The sequence below is a fragment of the Citrobacter meridianamericanus genome, from assembly GCF_041320245.1.
In the GTDB taxonomy this organism is placed as follows: domain Bacteria; phylum Pseudomonadota; class Gammaproteobacteria; order Enterobacterales; family Enterobacteriaceae; genus Citrobacter; species Citrobacter meridianamericanus.
Genome location: NZ_CP101036.1, coordinates 1248571 through 1264664, shown reverse-complemented (window position 1 = coordinate 1264664; position 16094 = coordinate 1248571). Strand labels below are relative to the sequence as shown.

General features: G+C 51.4%; 13 protein-coding genes and 5 tRNA genes. 2 read left to right on the top strand and 16 right to left on the bottom strand.

The window, feature by feature from the left end; all coding sequences use genetic code 11:
* Positions 1-70: 70 nt before the first annotated feature.
* Positions 71-1243, top strand: a complete 1173-nt coding sequence (gene emrA, locus NMD08_RS06085; protein ID WP_370619761.1) for a multidrug efflux MFS transporter periplasmic adaptor subunit EmrA — start codon at positions 71-73, stop codon at positions 1241-1243.
* Between the two features lie 16 nt (positions 1244-1259).
* A complete protein-coding gene (gene emrB, locus NMD08_RS06080; RefSeq protein ID WP_151218180.1) occupies positions 1260-2798 on the top strand; it encodes a multidrug efflux MFS transporter permease subunit EmrB in 1539 nt (512 codons plus the stop codon).
* Between the two features lie 49 nt (positions 2799-2847).
* Here the strand turns inward: emrB and NMD08_RS06075 are convergent, their stop codons facing one another.
* The 16 genes from NMD08_RS06075 to mltB form a co-directional block, all read right to left on the bottom strand.
* Entirely contained in the window at positions 2848-4215 is a 1368-nt protein-coding gene (locus NMD08_RS06075) for a carbohydrate porin (protein ID WP_151218181.1), read from the bottom strand.
* Between the two features lie 346 nt (positions 4216-4561).
* Complete coding sequence (gene luxS, locus NMD08_RS06070) at positions 4562-5077, bottom strand: S-ribosylhomocysteine lyase (RefSeq protein ID WP_370619758.1); 516 nt, start codon at positions 5075-5077, stop codon at positions 4562-4564.
* A 149-nt stretch (positions 5078-5226) separates the two neighbouring features.
* Positions 5227-6783 carry a glutamate--cysteine ligase gene (gshA, locus tag NMD08_RS06065; protein WP_151218183.1) on the bottom strand — a complete coding sequence of 519 codons (1557 nt, stop codon included), beginning with the start codon at positions 6781-6783 and terminating at the stop codon, positions 5227-5229.
* A 77-nt stretch (positions 6784-6860) separates the two neighbouring features.
* Positions 6861-7289, bottom strand: a complete 429-nt coding sequence (locus NMD08_RS06060) for a YqaA family protein (protein WP_151218184.1) — start codon at positions 7287-7289, stop codon at positions 6861-6863.
* The gene (gene yqaB, locus NMD08_RS06055; RefSeq protein WP_151218185.1) at positions 7286-7852 is read right to left on the bottom strand and encodes a fructose-1-phosphate/6-phosphogluconate phosphatase; all 567 of its coding nucleotides are present in this window, start codon (positions 7850-7852) and stop codon (positions 7286-7288) included. Before yqaB ends, NMD08_RS06060 begins: the two co-directional genes overlap by 4 nt.
* Before the next feature lie 310 nt (positions 7853-8162).
* Positions 8163-8239, bottom strand: a tRNA-Arg gene (locus tag NMD08_RS06050).
* 192 nt (positions 8240-8431) lie between these two features.
* Positions 8432-8508 (bottom strand) — tRNA-Arg (locus tag NMD08_RS06045).
* 192 nt (positions 8509-8700) lie between these two features.
* Positions 8701-8777: transfer RNA gene (locus NMD08_RS06040), tRNA-Arg, on the bottom strand.
* Between the two features lie 90 nt (positions 8778-8867).
* Positions 8868-8944 (bottom strand) — tRNA-Arg (locus NMD08_RS06035).
* Between the two features lie 3 nt (positions 8945-8947).
* A tRNA-Ser gene (locus NMD08_RS06030) sits at positions 8948-9040 on the bottom strand.
* 346 nt (positions 9041-9386) lie between these two features.
* Positions 9387-9572, bottom strand: a complete 186-nt coding sequence (csrA, locus tag NMD08_RS06025; protein WP_000906486.1) for a carbon storage regulator CsrA — start codon at positions 9570-9572, stop codon at positions 9387-9389.
* A 237-nt stretch (positions 9573-9809) separates the two neighbouring features.
* Positions 9810-12437: an alanine--tRNA ligase gene (gene alaS / locus NMD08_RS06020; protein ID WP_370619756.1), complete on the bottom strand. Its 2628-nt coding sequence runs from the start codon at positions 12435-12437 to the stop codon at positions 9810-9812.
* A gap of 128 nt (positions 12438-12565) precedes the next feature.
* Positions 12566-13066, bottom strand: a complete 501-nt coding sequence (recX, locus tag NMD08_RS06015) for a recombination regulator RecX (RefSeq protein ID WP_151218187.1) — start codon at positions 13064-13066, stop codon at positions 12566-12568.
* Positions 13067-13152: 86 nt separating this feature from the next.
* Positions 13153-14217, bottom strand: coding sequence for a recombinase RecA (gene recA, locus NMD08_RS06010; protein ID WP_003037330.1), 1065 nt, complete (start codon positions 14215-14217; stop codon positions 13153-13155).
* A 92-nt stretch (positions 14218-14309) separates the two neighbouring features.
* Positions 14310-14807, bottom strand: a complete 498-nt coding sequence (gene pncC / locus NMD08_RS06005; protein WP_370619754.1) for a nicotinamide-nucleotide amidase — start codon at positions 14805-14807, stop codon at positions 14310-14312.
* A 192-nt stretch (positions 14808-14999) separates the two neighbouring features.
* Positions 15000-16079: a lytic murein transglycosylase B gene (mltB, locus tag NMD08_RS06000; protein WP_032947148.1), complete on the bottom strand. Its 1080-nt coding sequence runs from the start codon at positions 16077-16079 to the stop codon at positions 15000-15002.
* Between the last annotated feature and the right edge of the window lie 15 nt (positions 16080-16094).

Genomic DNA, 16094 nt, shown 5'->3' with positions numbered 1-16094 from the left:
ATACTGCTGGCCTGTCTGATAAACAGGTCGGCTCAGCCGATGTGATAAAAAGAAGATCGTGGAGAACAACATGAGCGCAAATGCGGAGACTCAACCCCCGCAGCAACCGGTCAAGAAGAATGGCAAACGTAAAAGTATGCTTCTCCTTTTGACCTTGCTCTTTATTATCATTGCAGTGGCATATGGGATTTATTGGTTTTTAGTACTGCGTCATTACGAAGATACAGACGATGCGTACGTGGCAGGGAATCAGGTTCAAATCATGGCGCAGGTATCAGGCAGCGTGACAAAAGTCTGGGCTGATAACACTGATTTTGTTAAAGAAGGCGATGTGCTGGTCACCCTCGACCAGACTGATGCCAAACAGGCATTTGAAAAAGCCAAAACTGCGCTGGCTTCCAGCGTGCGTCAGACGCACCAGTTGATGATCAACAGCAAGCAGTTACAGGCCAGCATTGAGGTGCAGAGAACCGCGCTGGCGCAGGCACAAAGCGACTTTAATCGTCGTGTCCCGCTGGGCAACGCCAACCTGATTGGCCGCGAAGAGCTGCAACATGCGCGTGATGCCGTTGCCAGCGCTCAGGCTCAGCTTGATGTCGCTATCCAGCAGTATAATGCTAACCAGGCAATGATTCTCGGTAGCAAGCTGGAAGATCAACCCGCCGTACAACAGGCCGCCACCGAAGTGCGCGATGCCTGGCTGGCGCTGGAACGTACCAGAATCGTCAGCCCTATGACCGGCTATGTATCCCGCCGTGCCGTACAGCCAGGGGCACAGATTAGCCCAACAACGCCATTGATGGCGGTTGTCCCGGCCACTAACCTGTGGGTGGATGCCAACTTTAAAGAAACACAGCTCGCCCATATTCGTATTGGTCAACCCGCGACGGTTGTCACCGATATTTATGGCGATGACGTGAAATATACCGGTAAAGTTGTCGGCCTCGATATGGGGACGGGGAGCGCCTTTTCACTGCTGCCGGCCCAAAACGCGACCGGTAACTGGATCAAAGTCGTCCAGCGTCTGCCGGTACGTATCGAACTGGATGAGCAGCAGTTGGCACAGCATCCACTGCGGATCGGTTTGTCTACGCTGGTTACGGTGGATACTTCCAATCGTGACGGACAAATTCTGGCAAGCCAGGTCCGCACCACGCCGGTATCAGAAAGTAATGCACGTGAAATCAACCTTGCTCCGGTCAATAAGATGATCGAAGAGATCGTGCGGGCCAACGCGGGCTAATTCAAAGGTGCGTGTGATGCAACAGCAAAAACCGCTGGAAGGCGCGCAGCTCGTCATTATGACGATCGCGCTATCCCTGGCGACATTCATGCAGGTGCTGGACTCCACCATTGCTAACGTGGCGATCCCCACTATCGCCGGGAACCTTGGCTCTTCACTGAGCCAGGGAACCTGGGTGATCACCTCATTTGGGGTGGCAAACGCTATCTCAATTCCGATCACCGGCTGGCTGGCAAAGCGCTTTGGTGAAGTAAGACTATTCATATGGTCAACGACTGCCTTCGTCATTGCATCATGGGCATGTGGGATGTCCACCAGCCTGAACATGCTGATTTTCTTCCGCGTGATCCAAGGGATTGTCGCTGGTCCATTGATTCCGCTGTCACAAAGCCTGTTACTGAATAACTATCCTCCCGCCAAACGTTCCATCGCCCTGGCGCTGTGGTCGATGACGGTGATCGTTGCCCCAATATGTGGCCCTATTCTTGGGGGTTACATCAGCGACAACTATCACTGGGGCTGGATATTTTTCATCAACGTGCCAATCGGTGCTGTAGTGGTGTTGATGACCCTGCAAACACTGCGTGGTCGGGAAACAAAAACCGAGCAGCGGCGCATCGACGCCATTGGTCTGGCACTGCTGGTCATTGGTATCGGTAGTTTGCAGATTATGCTCGACCGTGGCAAAGAGCTGGACTGGTTTGCCTCTCAGGAGATTATTCTCCTGACGGTGGTCGCCGTGGTGGCTATCAGCTTCCTGATCGTCTGGGAGCTTACCGACGAGCACCCCATTGTCGATCTCTCGCTGTTTAAGTCGCGCAACTTTACCATCGGCTGTCTGTGTATCAGCCTGGCCTATATGCTCTACTTCGGCGCCATCGTCCTGCTGCCGCAGCTATTGCAGGAGGTTTACGGCTATACGGCAACCTGGGCCGGTCTGGCGTCCGCGCCGGTAGGGATCATTCCGGTGATCCTGTCGCCAATTATCGGCCGCTTTGCGCACAAGCTGGATATGCGTCGGTTGGTGACATTCAGTTTTATTATGTACGCCGTCTGTTTCTACTGGCGCGCGTGGACGTTCGAACCGGGTATGGACTTTGGCGCATCGGCCTGGCCGCAGTTTATTCAGGGTTTCGCGGTAGCCTGCTTCTTTATGCCACTGACGACCATCACGCTGTCCGGCTTACCGCCTGAGCGTTTGGCGGCTGCATCGAGCTTGTCTAACTTTACGCGAACGCTGGCCGGCTCTATTGGTACATCGATTACAACAACGATGTGGACTAACCGTGAGTCGCTGCATCATGCGCAGCTAACGGAATCCGTTAATCCCTACAACCCAAATGCTCAGGCAATGTACGACAAGCTGCAGGATTTAGGGATGACGCACCAGCAAGCGTCAGGATGGATAGCCCAGCAAATCACTAATCAGGGTCTGATTATTTCAGCCAACGAAATCTTCTGGATGTCGGCGGGGATCTTCCTGGTTCTGCTTGGTCTGGTGTGGTTCGCTAAACCCCCCTTCGGCGCGGGCGGCGGCGGCGGTGGCGCGCACTAACTATCTGAAAAAAAGGGATCTGCGGATCCCTTTTTTATTGTGGCCAGCATCAGAAATAATATTTGAATCTCAGGCGTCCGCCGTAACGTGCATCTTCACTATTGTCGCCACTGTTCGGATCGGCCTCAACCCATGAGGCATAAGCACCGAGATAGATATTAAAGTTTTTCATATTCATTACGTTAGGGAATAAGTATGAGGCATGAATGGTGTGAATGTCATAGCTGCCCGGATCGGTGATCCAGCAGTCTTCCTCGCAAACGGCCCCCAGGTTAGCGGCATTGAAAGCATCAATATTGTTATGCGCATAGATATAGCCCAGTTCGAATCGATGCCACAACGCGTTCACCCCAGCGGTAAAATCGGTCTCATCGGTCGCGTCCATATAAGCAGTATTCAGGTTAATCACCGCGCCATCTTCCGGATCGGTTTTTTGTCCGTCCCAGGTCATGGTAAAACCATACCCCGTACGATCGGACTGATCGATCCACTTCCCGTTCTCATAATAGCCGTAGGCATTATTGACGACGTTACTTTCCATCGCCACCGCCGTAGAGAAACGCCCGTTTTGCCAGGCGATCACCGGGCGCACGTAAGCCACGTTTTTATCATTGGTTAAGTCCATTCCGTGGTACTGCTTCTCGGTATAGAGCGTACTGCCATTTTCCATCAATGTATTCACTTCAAAATACCAGTTATCGATGGTTTTACTGATCAGGAAATTACCGCCGCTGTCGCTACGTCCACGCCCCTCTTTCATCATATAAATATAGCCATAGCCATCACTGTAAAGGTCATTCGCCGTATTACCTGAATATTCAATAAACGTATCCTGATTCAGCGGGAACATATCGTACGCTTCAAAACGTCCCACCTTAATTTTCCAGTCTTTTTCCTGACCAAAAAAGAACACCGCATCATCGAGGTTCATTTTTCCGGTCAGGTCTGCCAGAGGTTGAACCGAGAATCCGGCAAAATTACCGTTATTCAGTCGTTGGTAGCCATCAAACCCCAATAGCAGACGCCCGTTGATATCCCAACGTTCATTCGTTCCAGGTGCCCAATCTTTATTTGCCGAGGTTCGGGTTGATGTCAGACTACCAGAGCGGCTTGCCGCATCCATGTTAAACTCAACGTCGCCATAGAACTTAATATCGCTAAAACCGGATAGCGTTAACTTGGGTGGATTTTCCGTAGAGGCGGTGGGTTCAGCAGACTGTACTTGCACCGTCGGCGCTGCGGCTACTTGCTGCTGCTTCAGCGAGCGAATTTGCGACTCAGCATCTGCGGCTCGCTGTTCGGCCTTAATCACGCGCTGCTCCAGCTCGGCAAGACGCTGTTCAATAGTGGTATTTGCTGCCCAAAGGTTATGCGAAAAGCAAGCGCCGACCACAAGCGCTAAATATTTCACCTTCATTTTTTATCCCTAAAGTTTAATGTATACCAGATAAGATTTGATAAAAACCCCATCCACCAGCAATGAAAAGAGTCTTTTTATTACCTGGATACCTGGCGTATTCCATTATGTTTTTCTATTAATTATTTATGTTTTTTTATTTATGTGATCGGTGTGAGATGGCATCGTTAATTATCCATTATTTTCTGCCTGCCAGATCACATTTTATTATTTAGCAGGTTATGAATTAATTGAGCGAGATTATATTCCCGTCGTAAATATAATAGCTCTGGATTATATAGCGAAATAAAAAACCCCGGTGATAAGCCGGGGTTGATTTCAATACAAGAACAGCTAATTAATAAGACTAAATATGCAATTCCTGCAGTTTCTCTTTCGGCAACGCCAGCTCTTCATTGCTGTTCACGCGCACACCATGCTCCAGAATATGACGCGCGATATCCTGTGCTTCGCTAAGAGAGTGCATCTGATACGTACCGCACTGGTAAACGTTCAGTTCCGGGATCTGATTCTGATCCTGCACTTTCAGCACGTCCGCCATCGCCGCTTTCCATGCATCGGCAACACGCTGCTCGTCCGGCGTACCAATCAGGCTCATGTAAAAGCCGGTACGGCATCCCATCGGAGAGATATCGATAATTTCAACGCCGTCACCGTTGAGGTGGTTACGCATAAAACCTGCAAACAGGTGCTCCAGCGTATGGATACCTTTCTCAGGCATCACTTCTTTGTTCGGAATGCAGAAACGTAGATCAAACACGGTGATTGCGTCGCCATGCGGGGTATTCATCGTTTTTGCAACCCGGACTGCGGGAGCTTCCATCCGGGTGTGATCGACAGTAAAACTATCTAACAACGGCATTTAGCCACCTCCGATAAATTTTTTTAAAATAATCTGAACTCTTTGTTCCGGGGCGAGTCTGAGTATATGAAAGACGCGCATTTGTTATCATCATCCCTGTTTTCAGAGATGAAATTTTGGCCACTCCCGAGTGGCCTTTTTCTTTTGTATCAAGCGTGCTTTTCCAGCCACACGCTAAACGGCTCAGTATCAGCCGCTTCTATCTCCTGCTGACGACGCTTTGAAGCCTCGGTTTCAGCAATAAATTCAGCTTCCTGCAATATTTCTAATGGCTCTTCACGCAGCAGATTTCGGTAAGCCTCACCCAGCGCTTTGCCCGTACCGCCAATGCCTTCATCAATCATAGACCGCAGGATCCGGGCAGAGAAAGTCAGTTCAGGATTGTCAAAACAGGCCACCAGTTGATCACAGATCTTCTGATACTCCTCTCCCCCATCGATGCTGTCCAGCGTTTGTGCCACACGTTTCAGATCACGGAACAGATCTTTACCCACTTTAGGCAGCGGGAACTGGGCGGCTTCACAGCCAATACCTAACGTCAGCCCTGGCTTACGACCTTCGAGAATCACACGATTCCAGTTTTTACGCGTACACAGCAATTCATCACTGCTCATTTCCGGGGCATCAGCAAGAGCACACCAGACCATAAACAGATCGAGGAAGCGCACCTGCTGCTCGTCAACGCCGATCGGTGAGAACGGATTAATATCCAGCGAGCGTACTTCGATGTATTCAATGCCGCCACGCAGAAGCGCATCAGATGGTGTTTCACCACGACGAGTAACACGTTTCGGGCGGATAGGCGCATACAGCTCATTTTCAATCTGAAGAACGTTGCTGTTGATTTGCAGGCGCTTACCCTCCTTCTCCAGACCGATCGCTGCATACTCCTCGGAAGGCGTTTTAATCGCGCGCTTTAATCCTGCCACATACTCATGCAAATCGTTAAACGTAATTCCGAGATTACTTTGCGACTTATTGGTATAGCCCAAATCACTCAGACGCAACGATGTTGCGTACGGCAGGTAGTACATCCCGCAGTCAGTTTTTTCAAACGGAAGGGTTGTCGGTTTTCCTTGCAGGAAGGAGGAACAAATGGCCGGAGAGGCGCCAAACAGATACGGGATCACCCAACCAAAACGGTAGTAGTTGCGAATCAGACGGAAGTAGCCCGCAGAGATCTTCTCTTTAGCATCTTCGCCTTCGGTTACGCCGCACTTCGCCTGCCAGAAGGCCATTGGCAGGGAGAAATTGTAGTGTACGCCGGAGATAGTCTGCATCAATGCGCCGTAACGGTTTTTAAGGCCTTCACGGTACAGCGTCTTCAGACGACCAGTATTAGACGTGCCGTACTGCGCCAGTTCGATATCCTGTCCTTCGGCAATATAGCAAGGCATGCTCAACGGCCACATACGCTCGTCGCCCAGGTTTCTGGCGGTATACCGATGCAGGTCGCGCATGAACGTGAGCATTTTCTCAATGTCATCGCCTGGCGGAGTGATAAATTCCAGCAGCGCTTCGGCAAAGTCAGTCGTTATCCATTTATGCGTTAGCGCTGAGCCTAACACCTCAGGATGGCCTGTTGTTGCTAATGACCCGTCTGCATTAACACGCAGCGTTTCGCGCTCCAGCCCACGTTGAATCCCCTTTAACGCCTGAGGATGGTTTTCCAGCCAGGCCAGCGCCTGTGATACGTCCGGGATCAAATTGACCTCCCGCCTGTCAAAATCGTTTTAATTAGCATAATGGTATTGGTTACCCTGAAGGCTATCTCACAACACAATTAGTGCCACCACATAATGCCTTGCGTCGTAACCGCCGCGACAACAACATAGCGCAGCGCCTTGCCAAGGCATAAGAAAAAGAGAACTGGACCCCACGAGATGCGCATCCATCCAGCTAACAGGCACAATAAATCACCTATAACCGGCATCCAGCTTAATAATAGTGTGACAGCGCCATAGCGCCGCAGCCAGCCAGTGGCTTTTTCTTGCCAGCGCGATGTTTTACGCAATGGAAAGAAACGCCCAAGGATAACGTTAGTTAACCCTCCAAGGCTATTACCCATTGTTGCTGTTAAGACTAAGACCCAGGGATGACTTACCCCGGAGACCAGCAAAGCAACTAAAACAACTTCAGAATTGCCGGGTAATAGCGTGGCGCTGAGAAAACTGCTGGCAAACAGTGACAGGAGCGACAGTCCATCACTCACAATAACCGGACATCCACGGCGTCCATTCCTGCGGCACGCGCCGCCTGAAGTCCAAAATCGGCATCTTCAAACACGACGCAACGCGCCGGTTCAACACCCATGCGTTCAGCACAGAGCAAAAACGTATCAGGAGCAGGTTTGTGGCGTTGTACGTGATCGGCTGCGACGACAGCATCAAAATAGCGACGCAGTCCAAGGTGAGCGAGCAGCGCTTCTGCAATCGCGCTCTCACTCCCCGTTCCTACCGCCATAGGCCGACGCCCATGCCAGGCTTTCACGACGTCAACCAACGGCAGAGGCTGGACGCTGTCCAGCAACATGCTTCTCACCTTGTCGGTTTTCTCACGCGCTAAGGCATGGGGATCAAGATCGGCATGATTCAATTCAATTACCGACTGGGCAATACGCCACGTTGGGGAGCCATTGAGGGCGACCATGGCTTGTTCATCAAAACGCAACCCATAATGCCCCAATACCTCATGCCACGCCTTACGGTGCGTTGGCTCGGTATCCAGGATGGTGCCATCCATATCAAAAATCAAACCCGCATAACGTTCGTACATCGTCTTCTCACAAGCCGAATGACCAGACGTTATTTTATCGTAATTGATTGATTTTGTCGCTGACAGCGAATGAAGAGGATTCTGAGTGTTGGTGGAAATGATTCAACGGGGGAAAAGTACTGGTGATTATCTCGCAGACTATGAAACAACAGTTTTGCTGCTATCTCGGAGAAGATGATGGTGCATCCGGGAGGATTACTCGGCTGCGCCTCGCCCTGCGGGCCGTTGCTGAAGCAACGTTATCCTCCCTGGTGCTCGCGATTATCTCGCAGACCATGAAACAACAGTTTTGCTGTTGTCTCGGAGAATATGGTGCATCCGGGAGGATTCGAACCTCCGACCGCTCGGTTCGTAGCCGAGTACTCTATCCAGCTGAGCTACGGATGCATCAGGAAACTTGCTTTACTGCCGATATTGATATCGAAATAAGTGATACCAAGTAAGAGATGGTGCATCCGGGAGGATTACTCGGCTGCGCCTCGCCCTGCGGGCCGTTGCTGAAGCAACGTTATCCTCCCTGGTGCTCGCGATTATCTCGCAGACCATGAAACAACAGTTTTGCTGTTGTCTCGGAGAATATGGTGCATCCGGGAGGATTCGAACCTCCGACCGCTCGGTTCGTAGCCGAGTACTCTATCCAGCTGAGCTACGGATGCATCAGGAAACTTGCTTTACTGCCGATATTGATATCGAAATAAGTGATATCAAGTAAGAGATGGTGCACCCGGGAGGATTACTCGGCTGCGCCTCGCCCTGCGGGCCGTTGCTGAAGCAACGTTATCCTCCCTGGTGCTCGCGATTATCTCGCAGACCATGAAACAACAATTTTGCTGTTGTCTCGGAGAAGATGGTGCATCCGGGAGGATTCGAACCTCCGACCGCTCGGTTCGTAGCCGAGTACTCTATCCAGCTGAGCTACGGATGCATCAGGGAAACTTACTTACTGCAGATTTGATATCACTGCTAAAGTGATATCGCTTTCCGTAACAACGCTAATGCGTTATTGCAGAGAAAATGGTGCATCCGGGAGGATTCGAACCTCCGACCGCTCGGTTCGTAGCCGAGTACTCTATCCAGCTGAGCTACGGATGCAAATGGCGGTGAGGCGGGGATTCGAACCCCGGATGCAGCTTTTGACCGCATACTCCCTTAGCAGGGGAGCGCCTTCAGCCTCTCGGCCACCTCACCAACACGCCTCTTACGAGTGCTTCGAAGAACTTGTTTCTGCTCATCGTCGCTGCGTGGCGCACATATTACTTTCTGGGACTTATAAGTCAAACAATTTTTCCAGCGCTTTTATCGTTTGCACATTTCACGCGCAATTAGTCTGCAAAAACGGCAAAAAGAGTGTTTTATCAACAGATAAATTGGCAATTCTCTGAAGCAATGAACAAACGGAAAATTCGCAGGGAACGGCAATACGTGTAAGGGAATCGAGAAAACAAGGAAGGCAAAGAAGAAAAGTTAAGAAAAGTAAAGAAAAAGGACAACTCAATCAGGTTGCGCCTCACCAGAAAGGTGAGACGCGAAAACCTTAGTAACTGGACTGCTGGGATTTTTCAGCCTGGATACGCTGGTAGATCTCTTCCCGATGGACAGAAACTTCTTTCGGGGCGTTTACGCCGATGCGCACCTGGTTGCCCTTCACCCCTAAAACTGTCACGGTGACCTCATCGCCTATCATGAGGGTCTCACCAACTCGACGAGTCAGAATCAGCATTCTTTGCTCCTTGAAAGATTAAAAGAGTCGGGTCTCTCTGTATCCCGGCATTATCCATCATATAACGCCAAAAAGTAAGCGATGACAAACACCTAAGTGTAAGCAGTCACGGCATCACATTCTGTTAAACCTAAGTTTAGCCGATATACACAACTTCAACCTGACTTTATCGTTGTCGATAGCGTTGATTCGCATGCCGTAACTTGGGGTTTCGGCATGCGCTAACGCTTATAGTTATTACAGTTTTGCGCTGACCCAGCCTTTCACACTGGCTAACGCTGCAGGCAGAGCCGCCGCATCCGTACCACCGGCTTGCGCCATATCCGGACGACCGCCACCCTTACCGCCTACCTGCTGAGCGACCATACCAACCAGCTCCCCTGCTTTCACGCGATCTGTCACGTCCTTAGACACACCCGCAATCAGAGAAACCTTACCTTCCACCACCGTTGCCAGAACGATAATGGTAGACCCCAGTTGATTTTTCAGATCATCAACCATGGTACGCAGCATTTTCGGCTCAACGTCCGCGAGTTCGCTGACCAACAGCTTCACGCCATTGATATCAACCGCTTTGCTGGAAAGATTTGCACTCTCCTGCGCCGCAGCCTGTTCCTTCAATTGCTGCAATTCTTTTTCGAGCTGACGCGTACGCTCCAGTACGGAACGAACTTTGTCACCGATATTCTGGCTATCGCCTTTCAGCAGCTGCGCAATATCGCTTAAGCGATCGCTCTCAGCATGCACTGTTTTGATAGCGCCTTCACCGGTTACGGCTTCGATACGACGAACGCCTGCAGCAGTACCTGACTCGGACACAATGCGGAACAGACCGATATCACCCGTACGGCTGGCATGAGTACCACCACACAGTTCGGTAGAGAAATCACCCATGCTCAGAACGCGCACGTGGTCGTCATATTTCTCGCCAAACAGCGCCATTGCACCTTTGGCTTTCGCCGCTTCAAGATCCATGATGTTCGTTTCAATCGGCAGGTTGCGACGAATTTGTGCATTCACCAGATCTTCAACGGCACGGATTTCAGCAGGTTTCATCGCTTCGGTATGAGAGAAGTCAAAGCGCAGAATTTTATCGTTAACCAGCGAGCCTTTCTGCGCCACGTGCGTGCCCAGAACCTCGCGCAGCGCCGCATGCATCAGGTGCGTTGCGGAGTGGTTCAAGCGGATACGCGCACGACGAGCTTCATCTACGTCAGCCTGCACGGCATCGCCAACTTTCAGAGAACCCGCAGACAGTTTGCCGATGTGACCAATCGCCTGACCATATTTCTGCGTATCGCTAACGGCAAACGCGAAGCCCGCACCTTTCAGTTCGCCTTTATCACCAATCTGACCACCGGATTCCGCATAGAACGGCGTCTGGTCAAGAACGACAACGGCATCCTGACCTGCGTTAATGGCGTCTACCGCTTTACCATCAACAAACAGTGCGGTGACTTTGCCGTTCAGTTCCAGGTACTCGTAGCCTTTAAATTCAGAAGCACCATCAACGCGAATCATCGCATTGTAGTCTGTACCAAAGCCGCTGGCTTCACGCGCACGACGGCGTTGCTCTTCCATTGCGGCTTCAAAGCCCGCTTCGTCAACCTTGATGTTACGCTCGCGGCAAACGTCTGCCGTCAGGTCAACCGGGAAACCGTAGGTGTCATACAGACGGAATGCGGTTTCGCCGTCCAGCGTATCGCCGGACAGTTTTGCCAGTTCTTCATCCAGCAGCGCCAGGCCACGCTCCAGCGTACGCGCAAACTGCTCTTCTTCGGTTTTAAGAACCTGCTCAACCATAGCCTGTTGATGCTTCAGCTCTTCGCCCGCGGAACCCATTACGTCTACCAGCGGACCAACCAGCTTGTAGAAGAAAGTGTCCTTCGCGCCCAGCATGTTGCCATGACGAACTGCGCGACGAATGATACGACGCAGCACATAGCCACGGTTTTCATTCGACGGAACAACGCCATCGGCAATCAGGAACGCACAGGAACGGATATGGTCGGCAATAACGCGCAGCGACTTGTTGCTCAGATCGGTCGCGCCGGTAACTTTCGCCACGGACTCAATCAGTGAACGGAACAGGTCAATTTCATAGTTGGAGTTAACGTGTTGCAGCACGGCCGCAATACGCTCCAGACCCATACCAGTATCCACGGACGGTTTCGGCAGCGGTTCCATGGTGCCGTCAGCCTGACGGTTGAACTGCATGAAGACGATGTTCCAGATCTCAATGTAGCGATCGCCATCTTCTTCCGCGCTTCCCGGAGGACCACCCCAAATGTGGTCGCCGTGGTCGTAGAAAATTTCGGTGCACGGACCGCAAGGACCGGTATCACCCATCTGCCAGAAGTTGTCGGAAGCATAAGCCGCGCCTTTGTTATCACCGATACGGATGATACGTTCGCGCGGAATACCGACTTCTTTTTCCCAGATTTCATAGGCTTCATCGTCAGTTTCATAGACGGTGACCCACAGACGCTCTTTTGGCAGGGCAAACCAGTTTTCACCGGTCAACAGTTCCCATGCGTATTGAATGGCGTCGTGTTTGAAGTAATCGCCGAAGCTGAAGTTGCCCAGCATTTCGAAAAAGGTATGGTGACGTGCAGTGTAACCGACGTTTTCCAGGTCGTTGTGCTTACCGCCCGCACGTACGCAACGCTGCGAGGTGGTTGCGCGGGAATAATTACGCTTGTCGAGGCCAAGGAAAACATCCTTGAACTGGTTCATCCCGGCGTTGGTAAACAACAAAGTAGGGTCATTGTTCGGTACCAGGGAGCTGCTGGCAACTACCTGATGTCCTTTACTATGGAAAAAATCGAGAAACGCCTGACGGATCTCAGCGGTGCTCTTGCTCATAATTATCCTGAAGAAATCAAGCTAACGAAATGTCATTACCAGCATCGGCACGTAAACTGCGCCTCTGGCAATCGAAAAGTGGGAATAAGATAAGTTTTCTTTACTGGGAAGTAAAATCCCGTATGCGGTCAATCGTCAAAATTTCGCCATATTGCCTGAATATCTTCCATCAGATAGCCGCGATAGAGCAAAAAACGCTGGACCTTTACCTTATCTGAAAATTCCACAGGTAAAGGTTCTCCATATTTCCGGACGGCCTGCTCACGTGCAAGCACTGCCCAGTCAATTTCGCACTCACGCATGGCTCGCTCAATAGCCTCACGCGCGATCCCTTTCTGATTTAATTCCTGACGCACGCGGGCAGGTCCGTAGCCCTTACGACTGCGGCTGGCGATAAACTGCTGCACGAAGCGATCATCATCCAGATAACGACTTTCAATACACCAGGCGATGACCTTGTCGTAATCCTCTGGCGTGGCATCAATTTCTTCTGGTCCATTTTTCCCCATCACCGGAGCGGCCAGCTTACGTCGCAGTTCCTGCTCGCTGTGATCGCGCATCGCCAGAATACGTACGGCGCGGTCAAGCAGTCGGGAATAAGCGGAACGGCGGGAAGTTGCGTCTGTCATAGTGAGCCTTCAGAAATGAAAAAGGGCTGCATGATATGCAGCCCTTTACTATATGCGATTCAAAACATGCGATTCAAAACAGATTATCAGAAATCTTCGTTCGTTTCTTTTACGTCTTCGCCGCTATCATCAACGGAGAAATCAGGCGTTGAATCCTGGTTATTGAGCAGTAACTCACGTAATTTCTTCTCAATTTCTTTCGCAGTTGCCGGGTTTTCTTTCAGCCAGTTGGTTGCGTTCGCTTTACCCTGACCGATTTTCTCACCGTTGTAGCTGTACCATGCACCAGCTTTTTCAATCAGCTTCTCTTTCACGCCCAGGTCAACCAGTTCGCCGTAGAAGTTGATACCTTCACCGTAAAGAATCTGGAATTCGGCCTGTTTAAACGGTGCTGCAATTTTGTTTTTCACGACCTTAACGCGGGTTTCACTACCCACCACGTTGTCGCCTTCTTTCACCGCACCAATACGACGGATATCCAGACGAACAGAAGCATAGAATTTCAGGGCGTTACCACCAGTGGTGGTTTCCGGGTTACCGAACATAACGCCAATCTTCATACGGATCTGGTTGATGAAAATCAGCAGCGTGTTGGACTGCTTCAGGTTACCAGCCAGTTTACGCATTGCCTGGCTCATCATACGTGCCGCAAGGCCCATGTGAGAGTCACCAATTTCGCCTTCGATTTCTGCCTTCGGCGTCAATGCGGCAACGGAGTCGACAACGATAACGTCAACCGCACCGGAACGCGCCAGCGCATCACAGATTTCCAGTGCTTGCTCACCGGTATCCGGCTGAGAACACAGCAGGTTATCGATATCAACGCCAAGTTTACGCGCATAAACGGGATCCAACGCGTGTTCCGCATCGATGAACGCACAGGTTTTACCTTCGCGCTGTGCGGCGGCAATAACCTGCAGTGTCAGCGTTGTTTTACCGGAGGATTCTGGCCCGTAGATTTCGACGATACGACCCATAGGCAAACCGCCCGCGCCCAATGCGATATCCAGAGAAAGCGAACCGGTGGAGATGGTTTCCACATCCATGGAACGGTCTTCACCGAGGCGCATGATGGAGCCTTTACCGAATTGCTTTTCGATCTGACCCAGCGCTGCCGCCAACGCTTTCTGTTTGTTTTCGTCGATAGCCATTAATTACTCCTGTCATGCCGCTTTCGGGTTAAACCGCGAAACGTGATAGATAATGTTCTGTTGAAGCAATTATACTGTATGCTCATACAGTATCAAGTATTTTGTAGAAATTGTTGCCACAGGGTTTGTAACGCGTAGGCGGTCGCCTGTCGACGTACTGCATCGCGATCGCCGCTAAAGCATTCCCGGCGGGTAATCCCCTCGCCGCTTGCGCAGGCAAAAGCAAACCATACCGTCCCCACGGGCTTTTCTTTGCTGCCGCCATCCGGCCCCGCAATACCGCTTATCGAAACAGCGAAATGCGCGCGGGCGGCTTTTAGCGCACCTATCGCCATCTCCACCACCACTGGCTCACTCACCGCGCCATGCTGGGCCAGCGTCTCTTCACGCACGCCAATCATCTGCGCTTTGGCTTCATTGCTGTAAGTCACAAACCCGCGTTCAAACCAGGTGGAGCTTCCGGCAATATCCGTAATCGCTTTGGCTACCCAGCCGCCGGTGCAGGATTCCGCCGTCGTCACGGTTGCCCCGCGCGCTTTCAGCGCTAGGCCAACCTGCTCGCTTAACTGCATCAGTTCACTGTCGGTCATTTCAGCCTCTGTCAGTTAAAAAAATATGCCGGACAAGATAGCACTTTCATAACCAATGTGGGGATGGCGAGAACGTTTTACGAGGGGGATTCCAAAAATTGCTCCGTTGCATAAATAAGACCTGCCGGATGGCGATGTCAGGGCATCTTCTCCGGCCTACAAGAGATATCCTCCAGTAGGCCGGGGGAGTGATTACTGCACACGCGCCAGCGCCACCGCCTGACCCAATTGCCACACGGCCATCGCGTAATGGGTACTGTGGTTATAGCGGGTGATGGTGTAGAAGTTCGGCAACCCATACCAGTACTGGTAGCCGGTACCGATATCCAGGCGTAGCAGGCTGGCCTGCTGATGATTCCCCAATGACTGCTGCGGCGTCAGACCTGCGGCGGCAAGCTGAGAAATGCTGTACTGCGTTTTAAAGCCGTTAGCCAACCCAGGCGCCTGACCATTTGCCGGAACCGCTACTGTATCGCCTTTCACCCAGCCGTGACCTTTGAAGTAGTTCGCCACGCTACCGATGGCATCAACCGGATCCCACAGGTTAATGTGCCCATCACCATTGAAATCAACGGCATATTGTTTATAGGAAGACGGCATAAACTGGCCGTAGCCCATTGCCCCCGCGAAAGAACCTTTCAAATCGAGCGGATCGTCGCTTTCATCTCGCGCCATCAGCAGGAAGGTTTCCAGTTCGCCAGAGAAGTATTCCGCACGACGAGGATAGTTAAAGGACAGCGTCGCCAGCGCATCCAGAATCCGCGTTTTACCCATCACGCGGCCCCAGCGAGTTTCTACGCCAATAATGCCAACGATAATTTCCGGCGGTACGCCGTAGACCTGCCAGGCGCGGTTCAGGGCATCTTCATATTGGTTCCAGAAAGCCACGCCGTTTTGCACGTTATCCGGTGTGATGAACTGTTTACGATACCGTAACCATGCGCCGTTAGGTCCGGCTGGCGGTTGTGTCGTCGGCGCCTGGCGGTCCATCAGACGCAATACCGAGTCCAGACGCTTAGCCTGCGACAAGATCTCCTGCAACTGCTGGCGGTCAAAACCGTGCTTATTCACCATTTTCTCGATGAACTGCTGGGCGTTCGGATTATTGGCAAAATCACCGCCCGTTTGCATGACATTGTGCTGCGGCTCAAGCAGGAATCCGCCGGATGGCGTACCCGTAGTCGTTTGAGTCTCTGAAGGTTTAGGTTTGCTGCTACAGGCAGCGAGCAATACGAAAAGGGGAAGTAACGCTACATAACGACGCTTGAACATGAGACATCCATTAAA

Coding starts and splice junctions, on each gene's coding strand:
- emrA (WP_370619761.1), top strand. CDS start 71: ATGAGCGCAAATGCGGAGACTCAACCCCCGCAGCAACCGGTCAAGAAG.
- emrB (WP_151218180.1), top strand. CDS start 1,260: ATGCAACAGCAAAAACCGCTGGAAGGCGCGCAGCTCGTCATTATGACG.
- NMD08_RS06075 (WP_151218181.1), bottom strand. CDS start 4,215: ATGAAGGTGAAATATTTAGCGCTTGTGGTCGGCGCTTGCTTTTCGCAT.
- luxS (WP_370619758.1), bottom strand. CDS start 5,077: ATGCCGTTGTTAGATAGTTTTACTGTCGATCACACCCGGATGGAAGCT.
- yqaB (WP_151218185.1), bottom strand. CDS start 7,852: ATGTACGAACGTTATGCGGGTTTGATTTTTGATATGGATGGCACCATC.
- csrA (WP_000906486.1), bottom strand. CDS start 9,572: ATGCTGATTCTGACTCGTCGAGTTGGTGAGACCCTCATGATAGGCGAT.
- alaS (WP_370619756.1), bottom strand. CDS start 12,437: ATGAGCAAGAGCACCGCTGAGATCCGTCAGGCGTTTCTCGATTTTTTC.
- recX (WP_151218187.1), bottom strand. CDS start 13,066: ATGACAGACGCAACTTCCCGCCGTTCCGCTTATTCCCGACTGCTTGAC.
- recA (WP_003037330.1), bottom strand. CDS start 14,217: ATGGCTATCGACGAAAACAAACAGAAAGCGTTGGCGGCAGCGCTGGGT.
- pncC (WP_370619754.1), bottom strand. CDS start 14,807: ATGACCGACAGTGAACTGATGCAGTTAAGCGAGCAGGTTGGCCTAGCG.
- mltB (WP_032947148.1), bottom strand. CDS start 16,079: ATGTTCAAGCGTCGTTATGTAGCGTTACTTCCCCTTTTCGTATTGCTC.